Annotated in this window: 30 protein-coding genes and 1 riboswitch; of the genes, 23 read left to right on the top strand and 7 right to left on the bottom strand. The window is 64.5% G+C overall.

Annotated features, from left to right (window positions below):
* Nucleotides 1-2 precede the first annotated feature (2 nt).
* From BVH03_RS15795 to BVH03_RS15775, 5 genes are all read right to left on the bottom strand, one after another.
* Nucleotides 3-1334 carry a deoxyguanosinetriphosphate triphosphohydrolase gene (locus BVH03_RS15795; protein WP_075962061.1) on the bottom strand — a complete coding sequence of 444 codons (1332 nt, stop codon included), beginning with the start codon at nucleotides 1332-1334 and terminating at the stop codon, nucleotides 3-5.
* 116 nt (nucleotides 1335-1450) lie between these two features.
* Nucleotides 1451-2605 (bottom strand): EAL domain-containing protein, encoded by a 1155-nt coding sequence (locus tag BVH03_RS15790; RefSeq protein ID WP_075962060.1) that lies wholly within the window; start codon nucleotides 2603-2605, stop codon nucleotides 1451-1453.
* A gap of 82 nt (nucleotides 2606-2687) precedes the next feature.
* On the bottom strand, nucleotides 2688-3017 hold the full coding sequence (locus tag BVH03_RS15785; RefSeq protein ID WP_075962059.1) for a hypothetical protein: 330 nt from the start codon (nucleotides 3015-3017) through the stop codon (nucleotides 2688-2690).
* A complete protein-coding gene (locus BVH03_RS15780; protein ID WP_075962058.1) occupies nucleotides 3014-3400 on the bottom strand; it encodes a phage holin family protein in 387 nt (128 codons plus the stop codon). The genes BVH03_RS15785 and BVH03_RS15780 overlap by 4 nt, the downstream gene beginning before the upstream one ends.
* Before the next feature lie 12 nt (nucleotides 3401-3412).
* On the bottom strand, nucleotides 3413-3742 hold the full coding sequence (locus BVH03_RS15775) for a YqjD family protein (RefSeq protein ID WP_075930724.1): 330 nt from the start codon (nucleotides 3740-3742) through the stop codon (nucleotides 3413-3415).
* Between the two features lie 369 nt (nucleotides 3743-4111).
* On the opposite strand from BVH03_RS15775, the gene BVH03_RS15770 reads away from it, so the two are divergent.
* From BVH03_RS15770 to BVH03_RS15755, 4 genes are all read left to right on the top strand, one after another.
* On the top strand, nucleotides 4112-5320 hold the full coding sequence (locus BVH03_RS15770) for an ammonium transporter (RefSeq protein WP_075962057.1): 1209 nt from the start codon (nucleotides 4112-4114) through the stop codon (nucleotides 5318-5320).
* A 96-nt stretch (nucleotides 5321-5416) separates the two neighbouring features.
* Nucleotides 5417-6544, top strand: a complete 1128-nt coding sequence (locus BVH03_RS15765; RefSeq protein WP_075962056.1) for a DUF5610 domain-containing protein — start codon at nucleotides 5417-5419, stop codon at nucleotides 6542-6544.
* 57 nt (nucleotides 6545-6601) lie between these two features.
* Nucleotides 6602-6838, top strand: a complete 237-nt coding sequence (locus BVH03_RS15760) for a glutaredoxin family protein (protein ID WP_075962055.1) — start codon at nucleotides 6602-6604, stop codon at nucleotides 6836-6838.
* Between the two features lie 79 nt (nucleotides 6839-6917).
* Nucleotides 6918-7805 (top strand): chemotaxis protein CheV, encoded by an 888-nt coding sequence (locus tag BVH03_RS15755; protein WP_075962054.1) that lies wholly within the window; start codon nucleotides 6918-6920, stop codon nucleotides 7803-7805.
* A 2-nt stretch (nucleotides 7806-7807) separates the two neighbouring features.
* Here the strand turns inward: BVH03_RS15755 and BVH03_RS15750 are convergent, their stop codons facing one another.
* Together BVH03_RS15750 and BVH03_RS15745 are read right to left on the bottom strand one after the other, a co-directional pair.
* Complete coding sequence (locus BVH03_RS15750; protein ID WP_075962053.1) at nucleotides 7808-8302, bottom strand: SprT family zinc-dependent metalloprotease; 495 nt, start codon at nucleotides 8300-8302, stop codon at nucleotides 7808-7810.
* Between the two features lie 294 nt (nucleotides 8303-8596).
* Nucleotides 8597-9175, bottom strand: a complete 579-nt coding sequence (locus BVH03_RS15745) for a DNA-J related domain-containing protein (RefSeq protein ID WP_075962052.1) — start codon at nucleotides 9173-9175, stop codon at nucleotides 8597-8599.
* A 142-nt stretch (nucleotides 9176-9317) separates the two neighbouring features.
* On the opposite strand from BVH03_RS15745, the gene ttcA reads away from it, so the two are divergent.
* From ttcA to BVH03_RS15655, 19 genes are all read left to right on the top strand, one after another.
* A complete protein-coding gene (gene ttcA / locus BVH03_RS15740; protein ID WP_075962051.1) occupies nucleotides 9318-10142 on the top strand; it encodes a tRNA 2-thiocytidine(32) synthetase TtcA in 825 nt (274 codons plus the stop codon).
* Between the two features lie 23 nt (nucleotides 10143-10165).
* Entirely contained in the window at nucleotides 10166-10885 is a 720-nt protein-coding gene (locus tag BVH03_RS15735) for a DNA-3-methyladenine glycosylase I (RefSeq protein ID WP_075962050.1), read from the top strand.
* Nucleotides 10885-11664 carry an NAD-dependent deacylase gene (locus BVH03_RS15730; protein ID WP_075962049.1) on the top strand — a complete coding sequence of 260 codons (780 nt, stop codon included), beginning with the start codon at nucleotides 10885-10887 and terminating at the stop codon, nucleotides 11662-11664. Before BVH03_RS15735 ends, BVH03_RS15730 begins: the two co-directional genes overlap by 1 nt.
* 54 nt (nucleotides 11665-11718) lie before the next feature.
* Complete coding sequence (locus BVH03_RS15725) at nucleotides 11719-12354, top strand: C40 family peptidase (RefSeq protein ID WP_075962048.1); 636 nt, start codon at nucleotides 11719-11721, stop codon at nucleotides 12352-12354.
* Nucleotides 12355-12489: 135 nt separating this feature from the next.
* Complete coding sequence (locus BVH03_RS15720; protein WP_075962047.1) at nucleotides 12490-13017, top strand: C40 family peptidase; 528 nt, start codon at nucleotides 12490-12492, stop codon at nucleotides 13015-13017.
* 68 nt (nucleotides 13018-13085) lie between these two features.
* Nucleotides 13086-13312, top strand: a riboswitch (cobalamin riboswitch).
* Between the two features lie 128 nt (nucleotides 13313-13440).
* Nucleotides 13441-14076: a cob(I)yrinic acid a,c-diamide adenosyltransferase gene (cobO, locus tag BVH03_RS15715; protein ID WP_075962046.1), complete on the top strand. Its 636-nt coding sequence runs from the start codon at nucleotides 13441-13443 to the stop codon at nucleotides 14074-14076.
* Nucleotides 14073-15398, top strand: coding sequence for a cobyrinate a,c-diamide synthase (locus BVH03_RS15710; protein ID WP_075962045.1), 1326 nt, complete (start codon nucleotides 14073-14075; stop codon nucleotides 15396-15398). Before cobO ends, BVH03_RS15710 begins: the two co-directional genes overlap by 4 nt.
* Nucleotides 15395-16045 (top strand): 5,6-dimethylbenzimidazole synthase, encoded by a 651-nt coding sequence (gene bluB / locus BVH03_RS15705; protein WP_075962044.1) that lies wholly within the window; start codon nucleotides 15395-15397, stop codon nucleotides 16043-16045. The genes BVH03_RS15710 and bluB overlap by 4 nt, the downstream gene beginning before the upstream one ends.
* A 12-nt stretch (nucleotides 16046-16057) precedes the next feature.
* Nucleotides 16058-16966, top strand: coding sequence for an adenosylcobinamide-phosphate synthase CbiB (gene cbiB / locus BVH03_RS15700; protein ID WP_075962043.1), 909 nt, complete (start codon nucleotides 16058-16060; stop codon nucleotides 16964-16966).
* Nucleotides 16959-17951, top strand: a complete 993-nt coding sequence (cobD, locus tag BVH03_RS15695) for a threonine-phosphate decarboxylase CobD (protein WP_075962042.1) — start codon at nucleotides 16959-16961, stop codon at nucleotides 17949-17951. Before cbiB ends, cobD begins: the two co-directional genes overlap by 8 nt.
* The gene (locus BVH03_RS15690; RefSeq protein ID WP_075962041.1) at nucleotides 17948-19432 is read left to right on the top strand and encodes a cobyric acid synthase; all 1485 of its coding nucleotides are present in this window, start codon (nucleotides 17948-17950) and stop codon (nucleotides 19430-19432) included. Before cobD ends, BVH03_RS15690 begins: the two co-directional genes overlap by 4 nt.
* On the top strand, nucleotides 19433-19954 hold the full coding sequence (gene cobU, locus BVH03_RS15685) for a bifunctional adenosylcobinamide kinase/adenosylcobinamide-phosphate guanylyltransferase (RefSeq protein ID WP_075962040.1): 522 nt from the start codon (nucleotides 19433-19435) through the stop codon (nucleotides 19952-19954).
* On the top strand, nucleotides 19951-21006 hold the full coding sequence (gene cobT, locus BVH03_RS15680; protein ID WP_075962039.1) for a nicotinate-nucleotide--dimethylbenzimidazole phosphoribosyltransferase: 1056 nt from the start codon (nucleotides 19951-19953) through the stop codon (nucleotides 21004-21006). The genes cobU and cobT overlap by 4 nt, the downstream gene beginning before the upstream one ends.
* Entirely contained in the window at nucleotides 21003-21569 is a 567-nt protein-coding gene (gene cobC / locus BVH03_RS15675; protein WP_177344916.1) for an alpha-ribazole phosphatase family protein, read from the top strand. Before cobT ends, cobC begins: the two co-directional genes overlap by 4 nt.
* Nucleotides 21566-22294, top strand: a complete 729-nt coding sequence (locus tag BVH03_RS15670) for an adenosylcobinamide-GDP ribazoletransferase (protein ID WP_075962038.1) — start codon at nucleotides 21566-21568, stop codon at nucleotides 22292-22294. The genes cobC and BVH03_RS15670 overlap by 4 nt, the downstream gene beginning before the upstream one ends.
* Before the next feature lie 289 nt (nucleotides 22295-22583).
* Nucleotides 22584-22988 carry a MarR family winged helix-turn-helix transcriptional regulator gene (locus tag BVH03_RS15665; protein ID WP_075962037.1) on the top strand — a complete coding sequence of 135 codons (405 nt, stop codon included), beginning with the start codon at nucleotides 22584-22586 and terminating at the stop codon, nucleotides 22986-22988.
* A 61-nt stretch (nucleotides 22989-23049) separates the two neighbouring features.
* The gene (locus BVH03_RS15660; RefSeq protein ID WP_075962036.1) at nucleotides 23050-24252 is read left to right on the top strand and encodes an MFS transporter; all 1203 of its coding nucleotides are present in this window, start codon (nucleotides 23050-23052) and stop codon (nucleotides 24250-24252) included.
* The gene (locus BVH03_RS26900) at nucleotides 24249-24371 is read left to right on the top strand and encodes a hypothetical protein (protein WP_256574714.1); all 123 of its coding nucleotides are present in this window, start codon (nucleotides 24249-24251) and stop codon (nucleotides 24369-24371) included. The genes BVH03_RS15660 and BVH03_RS26900 overlap by 4 nt, the downstream gene beginning before the upstream one ends.
* A gap of 20 nt (nucleotides 24372-24391) precedes the next feature.
* Nucleotides 24392-24949, top strand: a complete 558-nt coding sequence (locus BVH03_RS15655) for a glutathione peroxidase (RefSeq protein WP_075962035.1) — start codon at nucleotides 24392-24394, stop codon at nucleotides 24947-24949.
* Nucleotides 24950-25096: the final 147 nt, after the last annotated feature.

Below are 25096 nucleotides of genomic sequence, written 5' to 3'. Positions count from 1 at the left end.
GCTCAGACCGGACTCGAGCGACCGGTCATTTCCCGCGCCATCTCGGTGGCGTAGCTGTCGGTCATGCCGGCGATGAAATCGATCATGCGCAGGAACGAGCGGTACAGTGGCCAGTGTGGATCGGGTGCGTTGTGGCCCAGCAGGTCGAGAATGCGTCGGTTCTTGAACGACGGCGTGCGCCCGCCGTGTTGCTCCAGCGCTGCACCACAGAAGGCATTGAGGAGAATTTCCAGCGTGGTGTAGGCGCCGATCTCGTGCAGCGTCTTGCGTTTGTCCTGAAAGATTTTTTCGCGGGCCATGGCCTTCGCTGCCTGCACGCAGTGCTTGGCCGGGCCGTGCATGTGCTCGACCAGATCGCCCTCCAGGCGGCCGGCCAGCAGGCTCGGCTGCTGCTCGACGAAGGCCTGGGCGGCCGAGTTGGTCAGGTGCTCGATGGCCTTGCCGCGCAGGATCGCCAGCTTGCGCCGCCGTGAATCGTGCGGGCCGAGCTGACGGTAGGTTTCCGGCAGGTCGTCGCCGACCAGATCGAGCAGGAGCGATTCCACCTCGGCGTAGTCGAGAAGCTCCATTTCCAGGCCGTCTTCCAGGTCGATCAGGCCGTAGCAGATGTCGTCCGCAGCCTCCATCAGGTAGACCAGTGGGTGCCGTGCCCAGCGCTGCTCCTCGAGTTGCGGCAGGCCGAGTTTGCTGGCGATCTGCTCGAGCAGCGGCAACTCGCTCTGGTAGCAGCCGAACTTGTGCTTCTTGTAACCCAGCGCCTCGGCATGCCGCGACGTCCAGGGGTATTTGAGGTAGGCGCCGAGGGTCGCGTAGGTCAGCCGTGTGCCGCCATCGAACTGGTGATACTCCAGCTGAGTGAGTACGCGAAAGCCTTGGGCATTACCCTCGAAGCTGAGAAAGTCGCCGCGCTCGGCATCGCTCATGGCGTCCAGCCAGCCGCGCCCGGCGGCCTGCTGGAACCAGTGGCGGATGGCGTCCTCACCGGAGTGGCCGAACGGCGGGTTGCCGATGTCGTGGGCCAGGCAGGAGGACTGCACCACCATGCCCAGATCGCTGGGCTCGCACCAGGCCGGTAGTTCGCCGCGCAGCATCTCGCCGACACGCATGCCCAGAGAGCGCCCCACGCAACTGACTTCCAGCGAATGGGTCAGGCGGGTATGGATGTGGTCGTTGCTGGACACCGGATGCACCTGGGTCTTGCGGCCCAGCCGGCGAAAGGCACCGGAGAAGATGATCCGATCGTGATCCTTGTGGAAGGGGCTGCGGCCTAGTTCATCAGCGCTGGGCGCCGGTTTGCCAAGACGTTCACGGGTGAGCAGGGTTTGCCAGTCCAAGCGTGCTTCCTTTACCGGATACGACGGGTCGGGCGCGTGCGGCCTTCGAAAGGCGGCGCATGCGCGAATGTCCGTTAGCTTCCCTGTTCGTTCCCGCAACTGCAAGGCCGCATGCACTAAAGTCCACTGGCGTCGATGTCGACCAGCAACAGGCGGCTGCTGTTATCGATGAACTGCCCAGCAGTCAGACAGTACTGGTTGGTGGTGGCGTCGCGGTAGGTGTTGGAAAGGATCAAGCGGCGTTCTTCCCAGCCTTCGGCAAGCAATTGGTAGAAGTAGGGGCGCCATGACCAGTTATGGCCCAAGTAGCGATCATCGGCCTGCCAGGCGCCGTCGCGCCACTCCAGGTTGGGGGTGATCTGCGTGCCGTGGCGGTCGCACTGGTACAGGCGGATCAGCCAGGGGTAGGCGCCTGGCGTCACCATTGGCGCGAGCCCGTCGGGGCTGTGCTTGAGCTGGCTGAACAGCTCGGCGAGCTGGCGGCGCAGGGCCATCAGCTGCATGCGGTCGGCGAGCTTCTTGTGCACATAGGCGTCACGCAAGCGGGCGAAGCACTCGACGAATGCGCCACTGTCGAAGAATTCCAGCTCCGGCCTGGCGAACAGATAGCCCTGCACGTAGCGGGCGCCGCACTCCAGGGCAAAATGCAGTTCGGCTTCGGTTTCCACGCCTTCGGCGATGATCCAGCAGCCGGTCTTTTCCGCCATCATCGCCAGCGCCTTGACCACCTCGCCGCTGGGCCCGCCGCGCGCTGCTTCCTGGAACAGGCGCATATCCAGTTTGAGGATGTCGAGGCGCAGCGCGAGCACCCGGTCGAGCTGCGAGTAGCCGGCCCCGAAATCGTCGATGGCGATACGCACGCCGGCCTCGCGGTAGCGCGCGGCTACTGCCGCCAGGCGCTGGCTGGCGCCGCCCAGCTCGGTGATCTCGAACACTACGCGAGTGGGATCGACGCCACTGCCTGCCAACTGCTTGAGGCTCGGCAGCGCCTGCTGTGGGCGCAGGCGACCAATCCAGCGTGGCGAGATGTTCACACTCAGGAACCAGTCGGGCGGCGCATCATGGAAGCGCGCGAATGCCTGCTCACGTATCGCTCGGTCCAGCCGGCGCAGAGCCGCGGCGGGTGTTTTCGGATCGGCGAACAGTGGCCCCGCAGAATGTAGGCGGCCAGCGGCGTCGCGCAGGCGAGCCAGGGCTTCGATGCCGGCGATCTGGCCGGTGGCGGTATCGATGAAGGGTTGGAAGACGGCGGTAGGTTGACCGTCGAGCACCGGGCACATCCTTAGTGAGAGGGCAGGTTAGCCAGGTTTCACCCAGGCTTTTTGTGCTCTCGTAGCAAGAAGGTGGCCAGGTTCAGGCTTGATCGGATTTCTCTGCTGGCTCTTCGCGTTCATGGCCAGACGAGCGTTTGCGCAGGTCAGGGAACGCGGCGAGCGCCATGCGCAGCCAGCGGCGCCATTGGCCGCCGCGCATGCCCAAGACGGTCAGGGCGAATACGCCTCCGGTGATCCAGATTGGTGCGTGGCTACCCTTGAGTTCCTGGCGCCAGTGAGTACTCAAATCCTTGGCCTTGCGCAATGGTTCCAGCATCACTTGGGTTTCGTAGCGGATTTCCTGGCGATGCATTTCCAGGCGCAGCCGCAACATGGTCTTGCGCAGTTCCTGAGTATTTTTGTCGCTCATGGCAGCAGTTGCTCGCGGTCGCGGGCCAGTTCTTCGAGGCTGGCGCTGAACGGTGCCGGAGCGTTGCGCATGCGCTGCACCAATCTCCAGCCGCAAACCAGCAGACCGGCTGCATAGAACAGGCAAAGCAGGGTGATGACCAGAATACGGTGGGTATCCCAGAAGCCAATCAGCAAGGCAGCCGACAGGCCGACGATCAGCAGCAGGCCGAACAGTACGCAAAGACCGGTCAGGATCAGCAGGGTGACGGTGCGCGCCTGCTGCTCCCGAAACTCTTCGCTGAACAGTGCGACATGGCCATGGACCAGCCCGAGCAGCGCACCGGCCAGGCGCCGTGGCGAGGGGCCGCGGCTGGGAGGTGCTGCTGTCTGGCTGTCATCCATGTGCTGTCCTGATCAACGTCGGCTAATGAGCATGCCGATCAGTATACCAATGCCAGCGGCAATGCCGATGGTCTGCCATGGATGGGTTTGCACATAGTCTTCGGTCGCACCCACAGCCGCGCGGCCGCGCTGTACCACGGTTTCTTCGGTGTTCTTCAGGGTGGTGCGCGCACGGCCCAGGCTGTCGCGGATCTGCGCGCGCAGCTCTTCGGCCTGATCGCCGACCAGGCTGGCCGAATGCTGCAGCAGTGTTTCGGTGTCACGTACCAGTGCCTGGAACTCTTCGAGCAGCTCTTCCTTGTTGGCCGGAGCTACGGGGCGCGAGGGGAGTGGGCGGGCCATTGATCAATCTCCTGTAGGTATGAGGCGGTGTAAGGGGTTCGAGTGGCGCACCACTGGCAGGTTCACTCTATCTGCCGGGACGGACGCGGAGCCCGCCCAGCAGGGCACAGGCATTGCATTGGCGAACGGCGACGTAGGCCACCATGCATGGTTATGGTGCTTGGCATCCGTCCTGGCATCTGTCTGGTGCCCTGTTAACCATCTGATAAACAAAGAATTAGCTTTGAAAGGGCGGGGCGATGGAGCGCCGTGATGCCGATGCGCTCCCAATGGGTGCGCGATGAGGCGAGATAGCGTGCTTGTAAATGGTGCTTCTTGCTGGGCCGGTGTTCCTTTTTGGTGCTTTTTCGCTGCGGAGTCTGTGCTTCGATGGAAAATCTCGACAGTGCCGTGCAAACCCTGATTCATGGCTCGAACACCTTATTCATCCTGATCGGCGCCATCATGGTCCTGGCCATGCATGCCGGCTTCGCCTTTCTGGAAGTCGGCACCGTGCGGCAGAAGAACCAGGTCAATGCGCTATCCAAGATTCTCTCGGATTTCGCGATCTCGGCCGTCGCCTACTTTTTCGTCGGCTACTGGATCGCCTATGGGGTCAGCTTCCTGCACCCGGCCAGCGTCCTGGTCGAGGGCAACGGCTACGCGTTGGTGAAATTCTTCTTCCTGCTGACCTTCGCGGCAGCGATCCCCGCGATCATTTCCGGGGGCATCGCCGAGCGAGCGCGTTTCGGCCCGCAGTTGTGCGCCACCGCCCTGATCGTCGCGTTCGTCTACCCGTTCTTCGAAGGCATGATCTGGAACGGCAACTTTGGTTTCCAGGCCTGGCTGCAGACGACTTTCGGTGCACCGTTTCACGACTTCGCCGGCTCGGTAGTCGTGCACAGCGTCGGCGGCTGGCTGGCGTTTGCCGCGGTAGTGCTGCTGGGGCGCCGCCATGGCCGCTACCGCGACGGCCGCCTGGTGGCCATGGCACCCTCGAGCATCCCCTTCCTGGCGCTGGGCTCCTGGGTGCTGATCATCGGCTGGTTCGGCTTCAACGTGATGAGCGCGCAGACCCTGGGCAGCATCAGCGGGCTGGTGGCCGTCAACACCTTGATGGCGATGGTGGGCGGCACCCTGGCCGCGCTGATCGTCGGCCGCAATGACCCGGGCTTTCTGCACAACGGCCCGCTGGCCGGGCTGGTCGCCATCTGCGCCGGCTCCGACCTGATGCATCCGGTGGGCGCCCTGGTCACCGGCGTCATCGCCGGTGCGCTGTTCGTCTGGGCCTTCACCGCGACACAGGTTAAATGGAAGATCGATGACGTACTCGGCGTCTGGCCGCTGCACGGACTGTGTGGCGTCTGGGGCGGTATCGCCTGCGGCATCTTCGGCCAGCCGCTGTGGGGCGGTCTCGGCGGCGTGAGCATCGCCAGCCAACTGGTAGGCAGCCTGGCTGGCGTTGCCGTGGCTCTGCTTGGCGGCTTTGCGGTGTATGGATTGCTCAAGCAGGCGGTAGGCATTCGCCTGAGTCAGGAGCAGGAGTATTACGGCGCCGACCTGTCGATTCACAAGATCGGTTCGGTGAGCCAGGATTGACGCGCGAGCCGCCCGGTCGATTGGTTGACTGTCAGCCCTAAACTTTTGCCGAAGGCTGCCGTCAACCTTGAACATGCTCCGCTTCGGTGACTTGCCATGGCTATCTCAATCCCCCTGTCGACCAACACGACAGGCCGCTCGCCGCAACTCGGCGGTCAGCCCGCCACCATTCGCAATGCGGCCGACGCCCAGGCGGCGCTGTCCAATCGCCTGGCCGAGCGCCTTGGCCTGCCGCCCGGCTCGCTGACGGCCAAACAAGACGACTTCTCGCCGGAGAAGGTCGCCGGTCGCGTCATGGGCCTCGTCGAGCAGCGGCTCAAGAGCGAGGCGGCGTCTGGTGCCAGCCCCGAGAAACTGCAGCAGCTGCTCGATCAGGCGCGTTCCGGTGTGCAGAAAGGCTTCGACGAGGCGCGCAAGATCCTCGACGGCATGGGCGTGCTCAAGGACAAGATCGCCAGCGATATCGACGACACGTTCAAGCGCATTCAGCAGGGCTTTGCTGGGCTCGACAAGCTTTACGGCGCGGTGCCGAGCGCGGGTGAGAACAGCGCTGTGACGCCCGCGTCCAGCGATCGCTTCGCTGCGGTAGCGGAAAGTTTCGAACTCAATATCACCACTCGCGATGGCGACCGCCTGCGTGTTTCGGTGGCCCAGGCGTCAGCAGCCTGGTCGCGTACCGAGGGCGCCAACAGTCAGTCCGGTAGTCTGCAGATCGGCGGTTGGCAGGTCGACGTAGAGGGCGAGCTGGACGATCAGGAAAAGGCTGCACTGGAGAAGCTGTTCTCGCAGGTGCAGGATCTGTCCAATTACTTCTATTCGGGCGATGTGGCCGGCGCCTTCGACCGCGCCATGGCGCTGGACATGGACAGCTCGCAACTGGCCTCCATGTCGCTGCGCCTGACCCAGACCAGCGTACGCCAGGCCACCGACACCTATGGTTCGGTGTCCAGCCAGGGCGGGCAGTCGGCCAGTGCCGTCAATGGTGCGCTGACCGATTATGCCCAGGGTCTGCTTGATGCCCTGCGTAATGCCGACGCCTGGGTCAGTGACGGCAAGGGCTTGCTGCAGGATCTGCTCAAGGGCGGGTTCTCGCTGGACGAGCGCTTCGATGCTGGGCGCCTGGACAAGGCCGAGCAGGTCAACGGGCGCTTGCTCGACGGCTTGCAGGGCCTGCTGGGCTCGACGCTGACGCCGCCGTCGGGCAAGGGTAGCGAGAAGGCCTGAGCAACGCTGTCGAGGTGATAAACTCAGGGTTTGATAACCTCGCAGGCCGCGTCGACCATGCTCCCTGAATGCCAGCTGCTCGGCACACTCGGCTGTCACCTGTGTGACCATGCGGAAGCCGTGCTGATGCCGTTCGTGGAACACGGCCTGTTGGTCGAGCTGGTGGATATCGCCGAAGGGCCTGGGCTGCTGGAGCGCTATGCCCTGGTGATTCCCGTGCTGCGGCGTGTGGACACGGGCGCCGAACTGCGCTGGCCATTCGATGCGCCGCAGGTGGCCGCGTTTCTCGGCTGACCGCCTGCCTTGGCGCAATGAGCCGGGCGCCATGCCGCCGGGCCACTTTTTAGCTTTTGATGGATGGGGAAATACGGGTATGAACATGGTGCTCGGCGACGCGCTGTCGCTGTTGCTATTTCGTTTGCACAACGGCCGCCTCCTGGGCATCAATCTGCTCAAGGTCAACGAGATCATTCCCTGTCCCGCCTTGACCAAGATGCCTAGCCGACACCCCCATGTGCTTGGTGTCGCAACCTTGCGTGGCTCTGCGCTTACGGTGATCGACCTGGCCCGGGCGATCGGCGAGCGCGGCGGCAGCGATGCCGGCGTAGGTTGCCTGATCGTCACCGAGCTGAGCCGCTCGCGGCAGGGCCTGCACGTGCACAGCGTCGAGCGTATCGTGCAGTGCTCGACCCGCGACGTGCGTCCGCCACCTTCGGGGGCCGGCACGCGTGCGTTCATTACCGGCGTGACGCAGATCGATGGGGTCATCGTGCAGATTCTGGATATCGAGAAAGTGCTGCATGAAATCGCCCCAGCGCCGCTCGAAGAAGTCAGCGAGCAATTGCTTACCCCGGCTGAGCGACAATTGCTGCAGGGGCGGCGCGTGTTGGTCGTCGACGATTCCCAGGTGGCGCTGCAGCAGACCCTGATCACCCTTCGCAAGCTCGATCTCGATTGCCAGGCCGTGCGCAGTGCAGCCAGTGCTTTCGAGGTGCTACGTGTGGCGAGAAAGGAGGGGCGGCCCATCGAGGTACTGGTCTCGGACATCGAAATGCCGGAGATGGATGGCTATGCTCTGGTCCAGCAGATTCGCAAGGATGCCGAGCTTGGCGAGACCTACGTTCTGTTGCATACCTCGCTGGATAGCACCATGAACACCGAGAAGGCCCGCTTGGTGGGTGCCAACGATGTGCTCACCAAATTCTCCAGCGTGGATCTCAGCCAAGCACTGCTGCGCGCCTTCCAGCGCCTGCAGGGCTGAGGCTACTCGACGCGTTGTTCGCCAGTGAACAGCAGGGTGATCTTGCAGCGCCGGCAGAAGTAGCGGCGCCCCTTGGCCACCAGTGCGTGGCGCTGGGCGGAGAACGGAAACTCGCCTTGCGGGCACTGGCATCGGTAGATGAACCGGCTGACCTGGCGGCGCTTCACGTCATAAGTATGGCAGCGGTGTGGCGGTAGTTCGTAGACGCCGCGCATGATCAACTGCCATTCCTCGCCGTGGGGCTGGATGCTCAGGCCGAACAGCTGGTGGGCGATCAGGTGGGCCACTTCGTGGGCTACGGTCTGGCGCAGGAAGTCTTCCTGATTCTCGCGATACAGCTGCGGGTTGAAGCGCAGCTTGTTTTCGGTGAGATGCGCCACGCCAGCTTTTTGCCCGCGTAGCTTGAAGCTCACCTGCGGGCGGGCGAAGCACCGCTTGAAAAAGGTTTCCGCCTGCTGGTAACAGGCTTCGACGCGGGCGTGGATCTGATCGGGCATGACGGCTTCGAAGGCGGGACACTGGCGCCGATTATGCCGCAGATAGGCGCCCGCTGCAGGGCCATAAGCCGAGCGGTGGCCTCAGGGCTGTTCAAGATATTTATTCGTCTCAAGCGGCAACTGCGAGGCAGTAGCGGTTATCGGCGCAGCATCCGTGGGAGCGGGCGGGGCACCCAGTCCAGGCCAGCGATTTTTGCGCGCATGGCGCGCTCCCACAGTGGATCGGTTGCGGCCGCTCTCGCCACTCGGCTACAAAAAGGGGCGAGCCTGGGCTGAAAGATGATGAGCCGGTTCTCAGCGGTAGTAACGCTGCAGCGTTTCCATGGCGCTGTTGATGCGCTGCAGGCGCTGCGTGCAACCGCCTCGGTCCGGGTGATGAACGCTCACCAACTGCCGGTAGCGCTGGCGGATGACGCCCAGATCGAGCTCGCCAGCCTGCTCGTCGAACTCCAGCGCCGCTAGGGCCTGCTGCCGATCTTCGGCCCCGTGCAGGCGCACCCAAAAGGCGCCGAGCATCTGCTCGACATCCTCAGCGCCAGTGTCGTGCAAATGGGTGAGATCGAGATAATACTCGCGCAGCGGTTCCGGTTCGCTCAAGGCGCTCTGCGCAGCCTGATAAGGCAGCAGGCGGATGCATAACGGGCTGATCTGTAGCGATGCGCGGCGCTCGGCGTGTAGTTCATCGCGCAGCCGATACAGCGTGTGGAAGAGCAGGAAGTGGCTGCGAAACAGTTCCAGGGTATCGCTGGGCAGGCGCTCGTCACGGCCCTGCCAGCGGCTCAGGCGCAGCATCAGTTCGTACTCGGAGAGCCCTTCGGGTGCGGCCTCCAGCAAATCGAGCAGCCGGCTGCCGGGTAAGGTTTCCTGGTTCATCGGCTTTCCTTGGTCGATGAGAAGGTGCGTTGCTGGCTGGTTTCGTCGGCATGCCGACGGTTAGCTGTTTTGTAGCTGGGGTGCGCCCCGTTTTCTGGGTAAAATGCGCGGCCTCAGTACTTATAGCGGATTCCTGCGCGCCATGGGCACCCTCTCGGTCAATCAGAACAAACTGCAAAAACGCCTGCGTCGTCAGGCCGGCGAGGCCATCGCCGACTTCAACATGATCGAGGAGGGCGACAAGGTCATGGTCTGTCTGTCCGGTGGCAAGGACAGCTACACCATGCTCGACATCCTGCTGCACCTGCAGAAGGTCGCGCCGATCAAATTCGAGATCGTTGCGGTGAACATGGATCAGAAGCAGCCCGGCTTCCCCGAGCACGTGCTGCCGGCCTACCTGGAATCCATCGGTGTGGCGTACCACATCGTCGAGAAGGACACCTATTCCGTGGTCAAGGAAAAGATCCCGGAAGGCAAGACCACCTGCTCGCTGTGCTCGCGTCTGCGCCGCGGCACGCTGTACACCTTTGCCGACGAGATCGGCGCGACCAAGATGGCCCTCGGTCACCACCGTGACGACATTCTCGAAACCTTCTTTCTCAACATGTTCTACGGCGGCACGCTCAAGGCCATGCCGCCCAAGCTGCGTGCCGACGATGGCCGCAACGTGGTGATTCGCCCGCTGGCCTACTGCAGTGAGGCTGACATAGAGGCCTACAGCACGCTCAAGGAATTTCCGATCATCCCGTGCAACCTGTGCGGCTCCCAGGAAAACCTGCAGCGCCAGGTGGTCAAGGACATGCTGCAGGAATGGGAACGCAAGTCGCCGGGGCGTACCGAGATCATGTTCCGCGCCCTGCAGAACGTGGTGCCGTCGCAACTGGCGGACCGCAACCTGTTCGATTTCACCAGCCTGAAGATCGACGAACAGGCCACGCCGCGCTTTCTGAACGTAATGAACCTGTAACTTTCGAGGGCTGACCCCAAGCGATGCACGATTATCGATGGCTGCATGAATACTGCGTGAACCGTTTCGGCTCGCTCCAGGCACTCGAGGCGCGCCTGCCGCAGCCCGTCTCCGACAAGAAGCTACGGGCGCTGGGCAATGATCGCTACCTGTCGATCATGAGCCTGCGCATATTCCGGGCTGGCCTCAAACACAGCCTGGTCGATGCCAAGTGGCCGGCCTTCGAGGAAGTGTTCTTCGGCTTCGATCCGGAAAAGGTCGTGCTGATGGGCGGCGAGCGCCTGGAGCGGCTGATGCAGGATGCGCGGCTGATTCGCCATCTGGGCAAGCTCAAGAGCGTGCCGCGCAATGCGCAGTTCATTCTCGACGTGGAGCGTGGTGCGCTGAGCGGGCCTGCCGCTGCCGCGAAGGCCAGCGCGCCGAAGCCTGGTCTTGCCTTTGGCGGGTTGATCGCTGATTGGCCGGTGACCGATATCGTCGGTCTCTGGCACTGGCTGGCCAAGCAGGGCAGCCAGTTGGGCGGACTTTCCGCGCCGCGTTTCCTGCGCATGGTCGGCAAGGACACCTTCATCCCCAGCGATGACATGGTCGCTGCCCTCAAAGCCCAGAAGATCATCGACAAGGTGCCCAACAGCCAGCGCGACCGGGCGGCGGTGCAGGCCGCCTTCAATCAGTGGCATGCAGAAAGCGGCAGACCGATGTGCCAGCTTTCAGTGATGCTGGCGCACACGGTCAACCATTGATGGCAGCGCAACTGCAGCGCCTGGTTTCGGCGTTCATCGAAGCGCAGCGCATCCTGATCATCACTGGGGCGGGAATTTCCGCGGATTCCGGCTTGCCGACCTACCGTGGCATCGGCGGCCTCTACAACGACCACACCGATGATGGCGTGCCGATCGAAGTAGCGATGTCCGGCGACATGCTGCGCCACGATCCGGCGCTGTGCTGGAAGTACCTGGCGCAGCTCGGCAGCGCCTGCCTGGGCGCCCAGCCCAATGCGGCCCACCGGGCGATAGCCGAACTGCAGACGCTCAAGCCGGATTGCTGGGTGCTGACCCAGAACATCGACGGCTATCATCGCCTGGCTGGCAGTCCTGCGGATCGACTGATCGAGATTCACGGTGAACTGTCGCCCCTGCATTGCCAGGTTTGCCGGGAAACCGACGAGCGGTTGGGCGAGCATCTACAACGGCCCCTGCCACCACGGTGCGTGACCTGCGGCGGGGTGTTACGGCCACCTGTGGTGTTGTTCGGCGAGCGACTGCCGCCATTGGCCGTGGAGCGTCTATATGGGCAATTGCGGCAGGGCTTCGACCTGGTGATCAGCGTCGGGACCAGCGCCAGCTTCCCTTATATAGCCGAGCCGTTGATGCAGGCACGCCGTTCGGGCAAGGTCACGGTCGAGGTCAATTTGTCGCATACGCAAGTCAGCGCACTGGTTGATTTCAGGCTGGAAGAACGGGCCTTAGATGTTTTCCCTGAACTACTGAGTCACATTGCTGATCATAATATTTGCAAATGATCTCGTTAGTGGGCATAGTCGCGGCTGTTCATTTTTCATGCCACGGTCGTGCCCATGCGCCAACGCTTCGCACCCCTCGTGCCTCTCGCACTCACAATGGTTCTCGCCGCCTGCGTTAACCATGTTCCACAATCCCAGATCGATGCGTCGCCGGCTCAGGCTTCCTTGCCTGCCAGGCCAGTAGTCGCCGCGCCCGTTCTCGATCAGGCCGACGCCGGTGCAGACGGCGCCGCTGCCGAGTTTGTCGGTCACGCACCCTATGAGCTGCCGCAACTGGCCGATAGCGTGCTGGAGAAGGGCATCTCTCTGATCGGCACCCGTTACCGTTTCGGTGGCAGCTCGGTGAAGACCGGGTTCGACTGCAGTGGCTTCATCGGTTATCTGTTCCGCGAGGAGCTGGGCATGGAACTGCCACGCTCGACCCGCGACATGATCAACATCGATGCCCCGTTGGTCGAGCGCAAGGCGCTCGAGCCGGGTGATCTGGTGTTCTTCAGCACTGCTGGCCGTGGCCGCGTCAGCCATGCGGGCATTTACCTGGGCGACGATCAGTTCATCCATTCCTCCAGCAGCCGCAGCGGTGGCGTGCGCATCGACAGCCTGGATGATGGCTACTGGAAGCGCACATTCATCGAAGCCAAGCGCGTCCTGGCGCTGGCGCCGACCGAGCATCTGGCCTCCGAGCATTGATAAAACGTTGCCTGATCGCATCGGTCAGGCAACAATTTGAATGTTTTCAAGTGACTGCAGCATAAAGCTAAAGCTTGCACTGCAGTTGCGAACGCGGCAGAGTAGGGCGCATTCAGGCTCCAGGATCGTCCGTCCATGACTGCCACCATCCGCATCGCCTTCCTCTTGCTCGCGGCACTGCTCAGTGCCTGTTCCAGCCGTGCGCCCGCACCTGCTCCACAACCTGTCGTCGCCATGCCCGCGCCTGGTGCTTACCAAGGTGGCGCGGATGATGTGCTGTTTCGCGCGCTCGGCCTGGTGGGCACTCCTTATCGCTACGGCGGCAACACGCCGGACAGCGGTTTCGATTGCAGCGGCCTGATCGGCTACGTCTACCGTGATGCCGCCGGCATCAGCCTGCCACGCTCGACCCGCGAGCTGATCAGCATGCGTGCACCGACCATTGGCCGTGATTCCTTGCGCAGTGGTGACCTGGTGTTCTTCGCCACCAGCGGTGGCCGGCAGGTCAGCCACGCCGGCATCTACGTCGGCGAAGGTCGCTTCGTGCATGCGCCGTCTTCGGGCGGCACCGTCCGCCTGGACAGCCTCGGCAACAGTTATTGGCAGCGCACCTATATCGAAGCCAAGCGCGTTTTCCCGGTAGAGCTTGCCAGCCATCCTTGAGCTGTCGTTGCCCATGGCCGCGCTACATGGCTGACTCTTCGATTGACGCTTATGCCGTCAGTCCTTACCCTTTGCGACCTGCTTCAGGTGTCCCCGGTCTCGGCCGGGGGTGAAACTGGGAAGTCGGTGCGCCGCCGCCAAGCGAGCAATGCCGACGCTGCCCCCGCAACGGTAAACGAGCCCAACCATGCTTCTGGCCACTGTATCTTAGATGCGGGAAGGCGGCGTGGTTCGTCGTGTTCTGTGAACGCGGCACTCGTGAGCCCGGAGACCGGCCTGTCGCTTTTTCCTTAGGTTGCGCGGTGGGCGCGGCCGGTGCGCGGCCCCTGGGCCAGCCCCTGCCTGCTCCTGCGTGATCGTTTTTATCGTCGGGCACCGATACCTGCCCGAACTGCGCGAGCTTGCTGGCGCCGAGGAGATCCCATGAGCGAATCGACCCCATCCCCCAGCCGCGAGTCGGCCGAGCGCGACGCGCGCCATAACGCCCGCATGGCGCGCAAGAAGGCGCTGATGGACGAAAAGATCGCCCAGGCCCAGAACGAATACGGCTTGCTGCTGGTACACAGCGGCAATGGCAAGGGCAAGAGCAGTTCGGCCTTCGGCATGGTTGCTCGCGCGCTCGGCCATGGCCTGAAGGTGGGCGTGGTGCAGTTCATCAAGGGTGGCATGGCCACCGGCGAAGAGCACTTCTTCCGCCGCTTTCCCGATGAAGTCAGCTACCACGTGATGGGCGAGGGCTATACCTGGGATACCCAGGATCGCCAACGCGATATCGAGAAGGCACGCCTGGCCTGGGATGTTGCCAGGCAACTGCTGAACGACCCGCAGATCGCGCTGGTGGTGCTGGACGAGTTGAACATCGCGCTCAAGCACGGCTACCTGGACGTAGACGTGGTGCTTCGCGACATCGAGTCGCGCCCCGAACTGCAGCACGTTGTCGTGACCGGTCGTGGCGCACCGCCGGCCCTGCTCGAAGCGGCCGATACGGTGACCGAAATGACCCTGGTCAAACACGCCTTCAAGGCCGGTGTGAAGGCGCAGAAGGGCGTGGAATTTTGAGCACGACAGATGCGCTTTCCGCCGAGTCTGGGGCGCCACGGCAGTGCCCGGCCCTGGTGATCGCCGCGCCCGCCTCGGGGCAGGGCAAGACCACCGTCACCGCTGCCCTGGCGCGCCTGCACACCCGGCAAGGCAAGCGGGTACGGGTGTTCAAGTGTGGGCCGGACTTTCTCGACCCGATGATTCTTTCTCGCGCCAGCGGCAACCCGGTCTATCAGCTGGACCTGTGGATGGTCGGTGAAGCCGAGAGCCGCCGCCTGCTCTGGGAAGCCGCTGGCGAGGCCGATCTGATTCTGATCGAGGGCGTGATGGGGCTGTTCGACGGCTCGCCGTCGGCGGCTGATCTGGCGCGCCGTTTCGGTGTGCCGGTGCTCGGGGTGATCGATGGTTCGGCCATGGCCCAGACCTTCGGCGCCCTGGCCGTCGGCCTGGCCAGCTACCAGCCTGACCTGCCGTTTTCCGGTGTGCTCGGCAACCGCGTCAATCCGGGGCGCCATAACGATCTTATCCGTGACAGCCTGCCGGCTTCGATCCGCTGGTATGGCTCGTTGCCACGCAGTGCGGCCATCGAGCTGCCCAGCCGGCACCTCGGCCTGGTGCAGGCTGGCGAACTTGCCGACCTCGATATGCGCCTGGATACCGCGGCCGATGCCCTGGAGCAGACGGCGTCGATCACGCTGCCGCCGCCGGTGACCTTCGCCGCACCCTCGATAGAGCCGCTGGCGCCGCTGCTCGCTGGCGTACGCATCGGCGTGGCCTTCGATGCGTCCTTCGCGTTCATCTACCAGGCCAATCTCGACCTGCTCGAGCAGATGGGTGCGACGCTGACGTTCTTCAGCCCGCTGACCGACGAGGCGCTGCCCGAGGTGGACAGCCTCTACCTGCCAGGCGGCTACCCGGAGTTGCATCTGCAGGCGCTGGCCGCCAATCGGCCGATGATCGAGGCGATCAAGGCCCATCAGCAGACCGGCAAGCCGCTGCTCGCCGAGTGCGGCGGCATGCTTTATCTGCTCGAGTCGCTGAGCGATGTCGCTGGCGAGCACGCTGACCTGGCCGGCCTGCTGCCTGGCCACGCGCGGATGCAGAAGCGCCTGGTCGCCCTGGCCCTGCAGCGTGTCGAACTGCCCGAGGGGGTACTGCGCGGGCATAGTTATCACCACTCGCGCCTGGACTCTGCGCTGCAGCCGCTGGCCCGTGGGGACTGCCCGAATGACAAGCCGGTCAGCGAGGCGGTGTTCCGACTCGGGCGCCTGACCGCGTCCTACATTCATTTCTACCTGCCTTCCAATCCGTCAGCCGCCGCGGCGTTGTTTCGTCCATGACCGCGCACGCCTTCAGCGCCGAGGAACGCACCGCGGTCTACCGCGCCATTGCCGAGCGCCGCGACATGCGCCATTTCAGCGGCGGCGAGGTGGCGCCCGAATTGCTCACTCGCCTGCTCGACGCAGCGCACCAGGCGCCCAGCGTCGGTCTGATGCAGCCGTGGCGCTTCATCCGCATCACCCGGCCGGCGCTGCGTGAAGACATCTATCAGTTGGTCGAGCGCGAACGCCAGCTGACCGCCGAGGCCTTGGGCGAACGTTCGGACGAATTCATGCGCCTGAAGGTCGAGGGCGTTCGCGACTGCGCCGAAGTGCTGGTGGCGGCCTTGATGGAAGGCCGCGAGGCTCATGTGTTCGGTCGGCGCACCTTGCCGGAAATGGACATGGCCTCGCTGTCCTGCGCCATCCAGAACCTGTGGCTGGCGGCCCGTGCCGAAGGGCTGGGCATGGGCTGGGTGTCGCTGTTCGACCCCGTCGCTCTGGCCGACTTGCTGGGTATGCCGCCGGGTAGCAAGCCGGTCGCGGTGCTTTGCCTGGGGCCGGTGCAGGCTTTTTATCCGGCGCCGATGCTGGCCCAGGAAGGCTGGGCGCAGGTGCGGCCGCTGCACGAGCTGCTGTTTGAGGATCGCTGGGATCACCATGAATAACGAGAACCATCCATGAGCCTGATCCTCAGCGCTGTCGCGGGCGTGGCCCTGGATGCCGCCCTTGGTGAGCCGAAGCGCTGGCACCCGTTGGTGGGCTTCGGCAAGCTGGCCAACCGCCTGGAGCAGCGCTTCAACCCGTCCGGTGGTGGCTGGCGCAGCCATGGCGTGAGCGCCTGGTGCCTGGCGGTGCTGCCGTTGACGCTGCTTACCGTGCTGCTGGTGCAACTGCCGTGGATCGGCTGGCTGGTGCAAATCGTCGCCCTCTACGCCGCCCTGGGGCTGCGCAGCCTCGATCAGCACGCCCAGCCGGTGGCCCAGGCGCTGCGCCTGGGTGATCTGCCGGAGGCTCGCCAGCGAGTGGGCTATATGGTCAGCCGGCGTACCGAGGACTTGGACGCCACTGGCGTGGCCCGTGCCGGTACCGAGTCGGTGCTGGAAAACGGTAGCGACGCGGTGTTCGCCGCGCTGTTCTGGTTTCTCGTCGCCGGGGCGCCGGGCGTGGTGCTGTATCGCCTGAGCAACACCCTGGATGCCATGTGGGGCTATCGCAACGAGCGTTTCGAACGCTTCGGTTGGGCCGCCGCGAAGATCGATGACCTGCTCAATTACGTGCCTGCCCGACTGGTGGCGCTGACTTATGCCGTACTGGGGCGTAGCGCCCTGGCGATGCGCTGCTGGCAGCGCCAGGCGCCACAATGGGACAGTCCCAACGCTGGGCCGGTGATGGCCGCGGGAGCGGGCGCGCTGGGCGTCAGCCTCGGTGGCGCGGCGGTCTATCACGGTGAGCTGCACCAGCGCCCCGAGCTGGGCGAAGGGCCGTTGCCACGGGCGCGGGATATCGAGCGAGCGATGAATCTGGTATCGGGCGGCGTGCTGCTCTGGTTGCTGCTGATGCTGATCGTGGAGGTGTGCATTGCTTGAGCACGGCGGACGGTTACGCAAAGCGGCGCTTCGTTATGGCATCCCGCTGAGCGACTGGCTGGACCTGTCGACCGGGGTAGCGCCCTACGGCCTGCCGCTGCCGGAGATCCCAGCGCACGCCTGGAATCGACTACCGGAGCAGGCCGACGGCCTGGAAGCTGCCGCCTGCACCTATTACGGTGTCGCCGACCTGCTACCGGTGGCCGGCTCCCAGGCGGCGATCCAGTGCCTGCCGCGGCTGCGCCGTGAGGCACGGGTCGGCATCGTTTCACCGGCCTACGCCGAGCATGCGGCGGCCTGGCAACGCGAAGGGCATCGGGTGCTGGAGATCAGTGAGGCCGGCGTCAACCGCGCGCTGGAGCGGCTCGACGTGCTCTTGCTGGTCAATCCCAACAACCCTACCGGGCGACGGTTCTCCCCCGAGCAACTGTATGCCTGGCATGCGCACCTGGCCGAGCGGGGCGGCTGGCTGATCGTCGATGAGGCCTTTATCGACTGCACCCCGGAGCAGAGCCTGGCTGCTCATGCACAATTGCCGGGGCTGATCGTGCTGCGCTCGTTCGGCAAGTTCTTCGGCATGGCCGGCGCCCGCCTGGGCTTCGTGCTGGCCGAACGCGCGCTGCTCGATGAATTGGAAGACATGCTCGGGCCCTGGACGATCAGCGGCCCGACCCGCTGGCTGGCGACCCGCATGCTCGAAGACAAAACTGCTCAGCAGGCTCAGCATCAGCGCTTGAGCACGGATGGCCAGCGCCTGGCCAGCCTGCTGGGTGAACATGGCCTGGCGCCCACCGGTGGCTGCGCGCTGTTCCAGTGGCTCGCCAGCGAGCACGCCGCGCTGCTGCACGAATTTCTCGCCTGCAATGGCATCTTCACCCGCCTGTTCGAGCGCCCGGCCAGCATTCGTTTCGGCCTGCCGCCCGATGAAGCCGGGTGGCAGCGCCTGGCTGCGGCGCTACAGGTCTTTGCCGAGGAGGCGCGATGAGTCATTTGCAAACCGGCGCCACCCTGATGGTGCAGGGCACCACCTCGGACGCGGGCAAGAGCACCCTGGTGACCGCCCTGTGCCGCTGGTTGCGGCGCCAGGGCGTCAGCGTGGCACCGTTCAAACCGCAGAACATGGCGCTCAACAGCGCGGTGACCGCCGACGGTGGCGAGATCGGCCGTGCCCAGGCGGTGCAGGCCCAGGCTTGCGGCCTGCCGGCGCACACCGACATGAACCCGGTACTGCTCAAGCCCAACAGCGATACCGGCGCCCAGGTGATCATTCATGGCCAGGCCGTCGGCAACATGAATGCCGTGACTTACCACGACTACAAGCGCGTCGCCCGTGAAGCGGTGCTGGCGTCCCACGCTCGCCTGCGGGCGAACCACCAGGTGGTGATGGTCGAGGGCGCCGGCTCCCCGGCCGAGATCAACCTGCGTGCCAACGACATCGCCAACATGGGCTTCGCCGAGGCGGTCGACTGCCCGGTGATCCTGATCGCCGATATCGACAAGGGCGGCGTCTTCGCGCATCTGGTCGGCACCCTTGAGCTGCTGTCGCCAAGTGAGCAGGCGCGCCTCAAGGGCTTCGTGATCAACCGGTTTCGCGGTGATATCGCCTTGCTCAAACCAGGGCTGGAGTGGCTCGAACAGCGCACCGGCAAACCGGTGTTGGGCGTGCTGCCGTACCTGATGGATTTCCACCTGGAGGCCGAGGACGCCATCGACCGGCGTCAGGTGAGCAAGGCCGATCAGGTGCTCAAGGTGGTGGTGCCGGTGCTGCCGCGCATCAGCAACCACACCGATTTCGATCCGCTGCGCCTGCACCCCCAGGTCGAGCTGACCTTCGTCGGCCCCGGCGAAGCCATTCCGCCGGCCGACCTGATCATCCTGCCCGGCTCCAAGAGCGTGCGCGCCGATCTCGCCTTCCTGCGCAGCGGCGGCTGGGCGGCGGCCATCGACCGGCACCTGCGCTATGGCGGCAAGCTGCTGGGCATCTGCGGCGGCTTGCAGATGCTTGGGCGCCGGGTCGAGGACCCGCAAGGGCTGGAAGGGCCGGCGGGGGGCAGCGACGGTTTCGGCCTGCTGCACATCGATACCGTGCTGGAACCGCACAAACAGCTGCGCAACGTCAGTGGCCGGCTGTGCCTGGACGATGCCGCCATCAGCGGCTACGAAATCCATGCCGGGGTAACGTCCGGCGCCGGCCTGCAACACGCCGCCGTGAGGCTCGACGATGGCCGCAGCGACGGCGCGTCGAGCGAAGATGGTCAGGTCATGGGCACCTATCTGCACGGGCTGTTCGAGTCCTCGGCGGCGTGCAGCGCGCTGCTGCATTGGGCCGGGCTGCGTGACGTGCAGACCGTGGATTACCACGCGCTGCGCGAGCGCGATATCGAACGTCTGGCCGATCTGGTCGAAAACCATCTGGATAAAGCCGCCTTGCGTGCGCTCTGTGGTCTGGCCGAGGAGGCCCGTTAGATGGCTGAGCTGATTCTCGGCGGCGCCCGCTCGGGCAAGAGCCGCCTGGCCGAGCGCCTGGCTGCCGAGTCCGGGCTGGAGGTCGTCTATATCGCCACCAGCCAGCCGCTCGACGGCGAGATGAGCAGCCGCATCCGTTCGCACCGTGACCGCCGCCCGGTCGAGTGGGGGCTGGTCGAGGAGCCTTTGGCGCTGGCACGAGTGCTCGAAGAACAGGCTTCGCCAGGGCGTTGCCTGCTGGTCGACTGCCTGACCCTGTGGCTGACCAACCTGCTGATGCTGGAGGACGAAGCACGCCTGAGCTGCGAGTGCGACGCACTGCTGGCGGGCCTGCAAGCCTTGCCCGGTCGGGTGATTCTGGTCAGCAACGAAACCGGCCTCGGCGTGGTGCCGATGGGCGAGCTGACCCGCCGTTACGTCGATGCCGCCGGTTTGCTGCACCAGGCCGTTGCCGAGCGCTGCGAGCGCGTGGTGTTTACCGTGGCCGGCTTGCCGATGATTCTCAAGGGAGACCCGTTATGACCCTCGACTGGTGGCTGAACCCCACGCAGCCGCTGGACCCGGTGGCGCGCGACAAGGCCGCGGCTCGCCAGGCCCAGCTGACCAAACCGGCCGGTTCGCTCGGCGAGTTGGAGCGCCTGGCTGTGCATCTGGCGGCGCTGCAAGGCCGTGAGCAGCCGCTGGTCGACAAAGTGTGGATCGCCATCTTCGCCGGCGACCATGGCGTGGTGGCCGAGGGCGTCTCTGCTTATCCGCAGGCGGTGACCGGGCAGATGCTGCGCAATTTCGTTGCCGGAGGGGCGGCGATCAGCGTGCTGGCCCGTCAGTTGGGTGCTGCCCTGGAAGTGACCGATCTGGGCACTGCCGAGCCGCTCGAGCCTTTGCCAGGCGTGCGTCATCTGCAGGTCGGCGCGGGTACCGCCAACCTGATGCGCGAGGCGGCGATGACCCCGGCTCAAGCGCTGATCGCCATGCAGGCCGGGCGCGACAGTGTGATTCGTGCTGCCGAACAGCGTCATGAGCTGTTCATCGGCGGCGAAATGGGCATCGGCAATACCACCGCTGCCACCGCGCTGGCCTGCCTGTTGCTCGACTGCCCGGTCGGCGAGCTGGTCGGGCCGGGCACTGGCCTGGCGGCGGCTGGCGTTGCCCACAAGGCGCAGGTGATCGAAACGGCGCTGAAGCTGCACCAGAGCGCCGCCGATCAGCCCATCGAGGCGCTGCGGTGCCTGGGTGGCTTCGAGATCGCCGCGCTGACCGGCGCCTACCTGGCCTGCGCTCAGCAAGGCGTGGTGGCGCTGGTCGATGGTTTCATCTGCAGTGTCGCGGCCTTGCTGGCGGTGCGCCTGAACCCGGCCTGCCGCGACTGGCTACTGTTCTCCCACCAGAGCGCCGAGCCCGGCCATCAGCGCCTGCTCGCCGCACTGCAGGCCACGCCGATCGTCAGCCTGGGGCTGCGTTTGGGCGAGGGCAGTGGCGCGGCGCTGGTGGTGCCGATGCTGCGCCTGGCCTGTGCGCTGCATAACGGCATGGCCACCTTCGCCGAAGCAGCGGTTGCGGATCGCCCGGCGTGATACTGCATCTGCTGCGCCACGGCGAAACCGAGCAGGGTGGCGGCCTGCGTGGCAGCCTCGACGATGCCCTGACCGCCGCAGGTTGGGCGCAACTGCGGGCCGCCGTACAGGCCGATGAGTGCTGGGATGCGCTGGTCAGCTCGCCGCTGCAGCGCTGTGCGCGCTTTGCCGAGGAACTGGCGGCTGCCCGCGGCCTGCCGCTGCAATTCGAGCCGGGTCTGCAGGAACTGCATTTCGGTGACTGGGAAGGGCGCACGGCTGCGCAACTGATGGAGACCAATGCGGATGATCTTGGCCGCTTCTGGGCCGATCCGTACGCGTTCACACCGCCGGGCGGCGAGCCACTGCCGGCTTTCGAAACGCGGGTATTGGATGCGCTGCAACGGTTGCACGTCGAGTATCGTGAACGACAACTGCTGGTAGTCACCCATGGCGGTGTGATGCGCCTGTTGCTGGCCAGGGCGCGGGGCTTACCGCGCGAGCAACTGCTGCAGGTCAGCGTGGCCCACGGCCAGCGCGTGCACCTGCAGTTCGATGGGCACGGGTTGCGGGAGCTACCATGACGCCATTGTGGATCGCCCTGCAGTTTCTTACCCGTTTGCCGGTGCGCCTGGCGGGCATGCCCACGCCACAGCAGATGGGCCGTTCGCTGCTGTTCTACCCAGTGGTAGGCGCGGTGGTTGGTGGGTTCTTGCTCGTTGCCACTCGTTTTCTCGACGGTGCGCCGGTGCCTTTGCAGGCGGCTTTGTTGCTGACCCTCTGGGTGGGCCTGAGCGGAGCCTTGCACCTCGATGGCCTGGCTGACAGCGCCGATGCCTGGATGGGCGGCTTCGGTGACCGCGAGCGCACCCTGGCGATCATGAAGGACCCGCGCAGCGGGCCGATTGCCGTGGTGGTGCTGGTATTACTGCTGCTGCTCAAGTTCAGCGCCTTGCTGGCACTGCTCGAACAGGGTAGTCACCTCGTGTTGTTGCTGGCGCCGGTGTTGGGGCGAGGGGCGTTGCTGGCGCTGTTTCTCTACACGCCGTACGTGCGACCCGGCGGGCTCGGCGATGCGCTGAAAACCCATTTGCCGCGCTCCAGCGCCACGGTCGTGCTGGTCGTTACCGCGTTGCTCGGCCTGCTGCTCGGTGGTTTCTGGGTGATGGTGGCGGTGGCGGGCGTCTTCCTCTGGCTGCGCCTGATGATGCTGCAGCGCCTGGGCGGCACGACCGGCGATACGGCTGGCGCGTTGCTGGAAGTGGTCGAATGCGCGGTGCTGCTCACTGCGGCGTTGCAGGTCAGCTAACAATCTGTTCATGATCTTTCGGCCCAGGTTTGCCGGCGCAAGCGGCCGATCACGCAAACGTGTGGGAGGGGCTTTAGCCCCGAGCTCTTTGCACCCTCAAAAAGCTCGGAGCTAAAGCTCCTCCTACAAAAGTAGTAGCGTTCACTGTCCGCTTCTGCCTTGTAGTTACCGCTTCAGCGCATAAAGATCGGGAACAGGATTTAAGCCCGAAAGACACCGTATTCGGCTTTCGCCCGATTCGGCAGCACATAGCTTGTTAAAGCCGAATTGCGGGTATATACCTATATCCATGTTGCCGACCGAATGCCTGTGCACTCGCTTGCGTCGCGCCAGCCGTGGCGTCAGCAAGCTCTATGACGACGCCTTGAGCGATGTCGGGCTGAGCGTTGCCCAGTACTCTCTGCTGCGCCACCTGCAACGGCTCGATCGACCGAGCATCACTGACCTGGCCGATGCGGTGGGCCTGGAGCGCAGCACGCTGGGTCGCAACCTCAGGCTGCTCGAAGGTCACGGCCTGGTCGCCCTGGCGGACGGCGCCGATCAGCGTAATCGCCTGGTGAGCCTGACTATCAGAGGCGAGGCGCTACTCGCCGAGGCGCAGGATGCCTGGCAGGCTGTGCAGCTCGAACTCAAGCAACGGCTACAACCGCATCATCTGCAAGCGCTGGACGAACTGCTCGCCAGCCTGGATTGACGGATAGAGTACGCGGCGCCACTGCCGTTCCCCGTTTCGACCTACAACAAAAGGACATGCAATGAATTCGGTTTGGCGCACCAGTGTCTGGATCATGTTGGGGGCTTCGCTGATCCTCGCCCTGTCCCTTGGCGTCCGTCACGGCTTCGGCCTGTTCCTGTCGCCGATGAGTGCGGATTTCGGCTGGGGGCGGGGCGTGTTCGCTTTCGCCATCGCCTTGCAAAACCTGATCTGGGGCATCGCACAGCCGTTTACCGGCGCCCTGGCCGATCGTTTTGGCGCGCAGCGGGCGATCGTCGTTGGCGGCGTGCTCTACGCCGCGGGCCTGGTACTGATGGGCTTGGCGGATTCGCCGCTGTCGTTGTCGCTGAGCGCCGGTTTGCTGATCGGCATCGGCCTGTCGGGCACCTCGTTCTCGGTGATTCTCGGTGTCGTCGGTCGGGCCGTGCCGGTGGAGAAGCGCAGCATGGCCATGGGCATCGCCGCGGCGGCCGGCTCCTTCGGCCAGTTCGCCATGTTGCCGGGCACCCTGGGGCTGATCGGCTGGCTGGGCTGGTCGGCTGCGTTGATTGCCCTGGGCATGATGGTGGCGCTGATCGTACCGTTGGCGCTGATGATCAAGGATCGCCCGCAGGTCAGCCAGGGCCCGCAGCAGACCTTAGGCGAGGCGCTGCGCGAGGCCTGTAGCCATTCCGGTTTCTGGCTGCTGGCACTGGGCTTTTTCGTCTGCGGCTTCCAAGTGGTGTTCATCGGCGTGCACCTGCCGGCTTATCTGGTCGACCAGCATCTGCCGGCCATCGTCGGTACCACGGTGCTGGCGCTGGTGGGGCTGTTCAACGTGTTCGGTACCTACATTGCCGGTTGGCTCGGCGGGCGCCGTTCCAAACCGAGGCTGCTCAGCGCCCTGTATCTGGCCCGCGGTATGGTCATCGCGCTGTTCATTACGGTTCCGTTGAGCATATGGACGGCCTACGCCTTCGGCATCGCCATGGGGCTGCTGTGGCTGTCCACGGTGCCGCTGACCAATGGCACCGTGGCGACCCTGTTCGGCGTGCGCAACCTGTCGATGCTCGGCGGTATCGTGTTTCTGTTTCACCAGCTGGGTTCGTTCATGGGTGGCTGGCTCGGCGGTTACCTGTATGACCACACGGGCAGCTATGATCTGGTGTGGCAGATATCCATTCTGCTCAGCGTGCTCGCCGCCGCACTCAACTGGCCGGTTCGCGAGCAACCCGTAGCACGACTGCAGGGAGCCCAGGCATGACCTTCAAGCCTACTTTCGCACTGGCAGCGCTGGCTGTATTTGCAGTGCTCGCGCTGACCTTCTGGGCCTGGCGCTCGAGCGGGCTGGCGATCATGCAGTTGGGCATGAACCTGTGCTGAGACCGACAAGGAATCCTTTCATGCGATTGTCACTGTTTGCCATACCCTTGGCCTTGCTGGCCCTGAGTGGCCAGCTCCAGGCCGCCGAATGCCCGGCGTTGCTGGCCGATCAGGGCGAGCTGCCCAAGCTGCGCTCCAAGGACAAGATCGACCTGTGCGAGCAGTTCGCCGGCAAACCGCTGCTGGTGGTCAATACCGCCAGCTTCTGCGGCTTCACCTCCCAGTTCGAGGGGCTGGAGGCGCTCAACAAGCGCTATCGCGCGCAAGGGCTGGAGATTCTCGGTGTGCCGTCCGACTCGTTCAAGCAGGAGTCCGACGATGCCGAGGAAACGGCCAAGGTCTGCTACGTGAATTACGGCGTGACCTTCACCATGAGCGAGACTCAGCCGGTCACCGGTGACAAGGCCATTCCCCTGTTCAAGGAGCTTGCCCGGCAGACTGCAGCGCCGCGCTGGAATTTCTTCAAGTACGTGGTCGATCGCCAGGGGCAGGTGATCGCGCGGTTTTCCAGCATGACCAAACCGGATGATCCGGAGTTGCTCGCGGCCATCGAAAAAGCGATCGCTTCGGCACCTTGAGGCCCGTTCAGGCATAAAAAATCGCGGCAAAGCAGACTGTGTGAAAACCTAGCAGTCCGAGGGTGAGTTGAAGACAATGCCTCTATCGGTTGATAGGGGCATTGTCGTTTATGGGTTATATCCAGGGCGAAGGTCGCGGGCAAAGCA

The organism is Pseudomonas sp. PA15(2017) (assembly GCF_001945395.1).
In the GTDB taxonomy this organism is placed as follows: domain Bacteria; phylum Pseudomonadota; class Gammaproteobacteria; order Pseudomonadales; family Pseudomonadaceae; genus Aquipseudomonas.
Note: the sequence above shows the minus strand (reverse complement) of the source record. Positions and strands in the feature narration are given on the sequence as shown.

Coding starts and splice junctions, on each gene's coding strand:
- BVH03_RS15755 (WP_075962054.1), top strand. CDS start 6,918: ATGAACATGGTGCTCGGCGACGCGCTGTCGCTGTTGCTATTTCGTTTG.
- BVH03_RS15690 (WP_075962041.1), top strand. CDS start 17,948: ATGAGTCATTTGCAAACCGGCGCCACCCTGATGGTGCAGGGCACCACC.
- cobO (WP_075962046.1), top strand. CDS start 13,441: ATGAGCGAATCGACCCCATCCCCCAGCCGCGAGTCGGCCGAGCGCGAC.
- BVH03_RS15730 (WP_075962049.1), top strand. CDS start 10,885: ATGGCAGCGCAACTGCAGCGCCTGGTTTCGGCGTTCATCGAAGCGCAG.
- BVH03_RS15670 (WP_075962038.1), top strand. CDS start 21,566: ATGACGCCATTGTGGATCGCCCTGCAGTTTCTTACCCGTTTGCCGGTG.
- BVH03_RS15760 (WP_075962055.1), top strand. CDS start 6,602: ATGCTCCCTGAATGCCAGCTGCTCGGCACACTCGGCTGTCACCTGTGT.
- cobU (WP_075962040.1), top strand. CDS start 19,433: ATGGCTGAGCTGATTCTCGGCGGCGCCCGCTCGGGCAAGAGCCGCCTG.
- BVH03_RS15655 (WP_075962035.1), top strand. CDS start 24,392: ATGCGATTGTCACTGTTTGCCATACCCTTGGCCTTGCTGGCCCTGAGT.
- BVH03_RS15770 (WP_075962057.1), top strand. CDS start 4,112: ATGGAAAATCTCGACAGTGCCGTGCAAACCCTGATTCATGGCTCGAAC.
- bluB (WP_075962044.1), top strand. CDS start 15,395: ATGACCGCGCACGCCTTCAGCGCCGAGGAACGCACCGCGGTCTACCGC.
- BVH03_RS15745 (WP_075962052.1), bottom strand. CDS start 9,175: ATGAACCAGGAAACCTTACCCGGCAGCCGGCTGCTCGATTTGCTGGAG.
- BVH03_RS15775 (WP_075930724.1), bottom strand. CDS start 3,742: ATGGCCCGCCCACTCCCCTCGCGCCCCGTAGCTCCGGCCAACAAGGAA.
- BVH03_RS15725 (WP_075962048.1), top strand. CDS start 11,719: ATGCGCCAACGCTTCGCACCCCTCGTGCCTCTCGCACTCACAATGGTT.
- BVH03_RS15750 (WP_075962053.1), bottom strand. CDS start 8,302: ATGCCCGATCAGATCCACGCCCGCGTCGAAGCCTGTTACCAGCAGGCG.
- BVH03_RS15665 (WP_075962037.1), top strand. CDS start 22,584: ATGTTGCCGACCGAATGCCTGTGCACTCGCTTGCGTCGCGCCAGCCGT.
- BVH03_RS15765 (WP_075962056.1), top strand. CDS start 5,417: ATGGCTATCTCAATCCCCCTGTCGACCAACACGACAGGCCGCTCGCCG.
- BVH03_RS26900 (WP_256574714.1), top strand. CDS start 24,249: ATGACCTTCAAGCCTACTTTCGCACTGGCAGCGCTGGCTGTATTTGCA.
- cobT (WP_075962039.1), top strand. CDS start 19,951: ATGACCCTCGACTGGTGGCTGAACCCCACGCAGCCGCTGGACCCGGTG.
- BVH03_RS15720 (WP_075962047.1), top strand. CDS start 12,490: ATGACTGCCACCATCCGCATCGCCTTCCTCTTGCTCGCGGCACTGCTC.
- BVH03_RS15785 (WP_075962059.1), bottom strand. CDS start 3,017: ATGAGCGACAAAAATACTCAGGAACTGCGCAAGACCATGTTGCGGCTG.
- cbiB (WP_075962043.1), top strand. CDS start 16,058: ATGAGCCTGATCCTCAGCGCTGTCGCGGGCGTGGCCCTGGATGCCGCC.
- BVH03_RS15780 (WP_075962058.1), bottom strand. CDS start 3,400: ATGGATGACAGCCAGACAGCAGCACCTCCCAGCCGCGGCCCCTCGCCA.
- ttcA (WP_075962051.1), top strand. CDS start 9,318: ATGGGCACCCTCTCGGTCAATCAGAACAAACTGCAAAAACGCCTGCGT.
- BVH03_RS15660 (WP_075962036.1), top strand. CDS start 23,050: ATGAATTCGGTTTGGCGCACCAGTGTCTGGATCATGTTGGGGGCTTCG.
- BVH03_RS15735 (WP_075962050.1), top strand. CDS start 10,166: ATGCACGATTATCGATGGCTGCATGAATACTGCGTGAACCGTTTCGGC.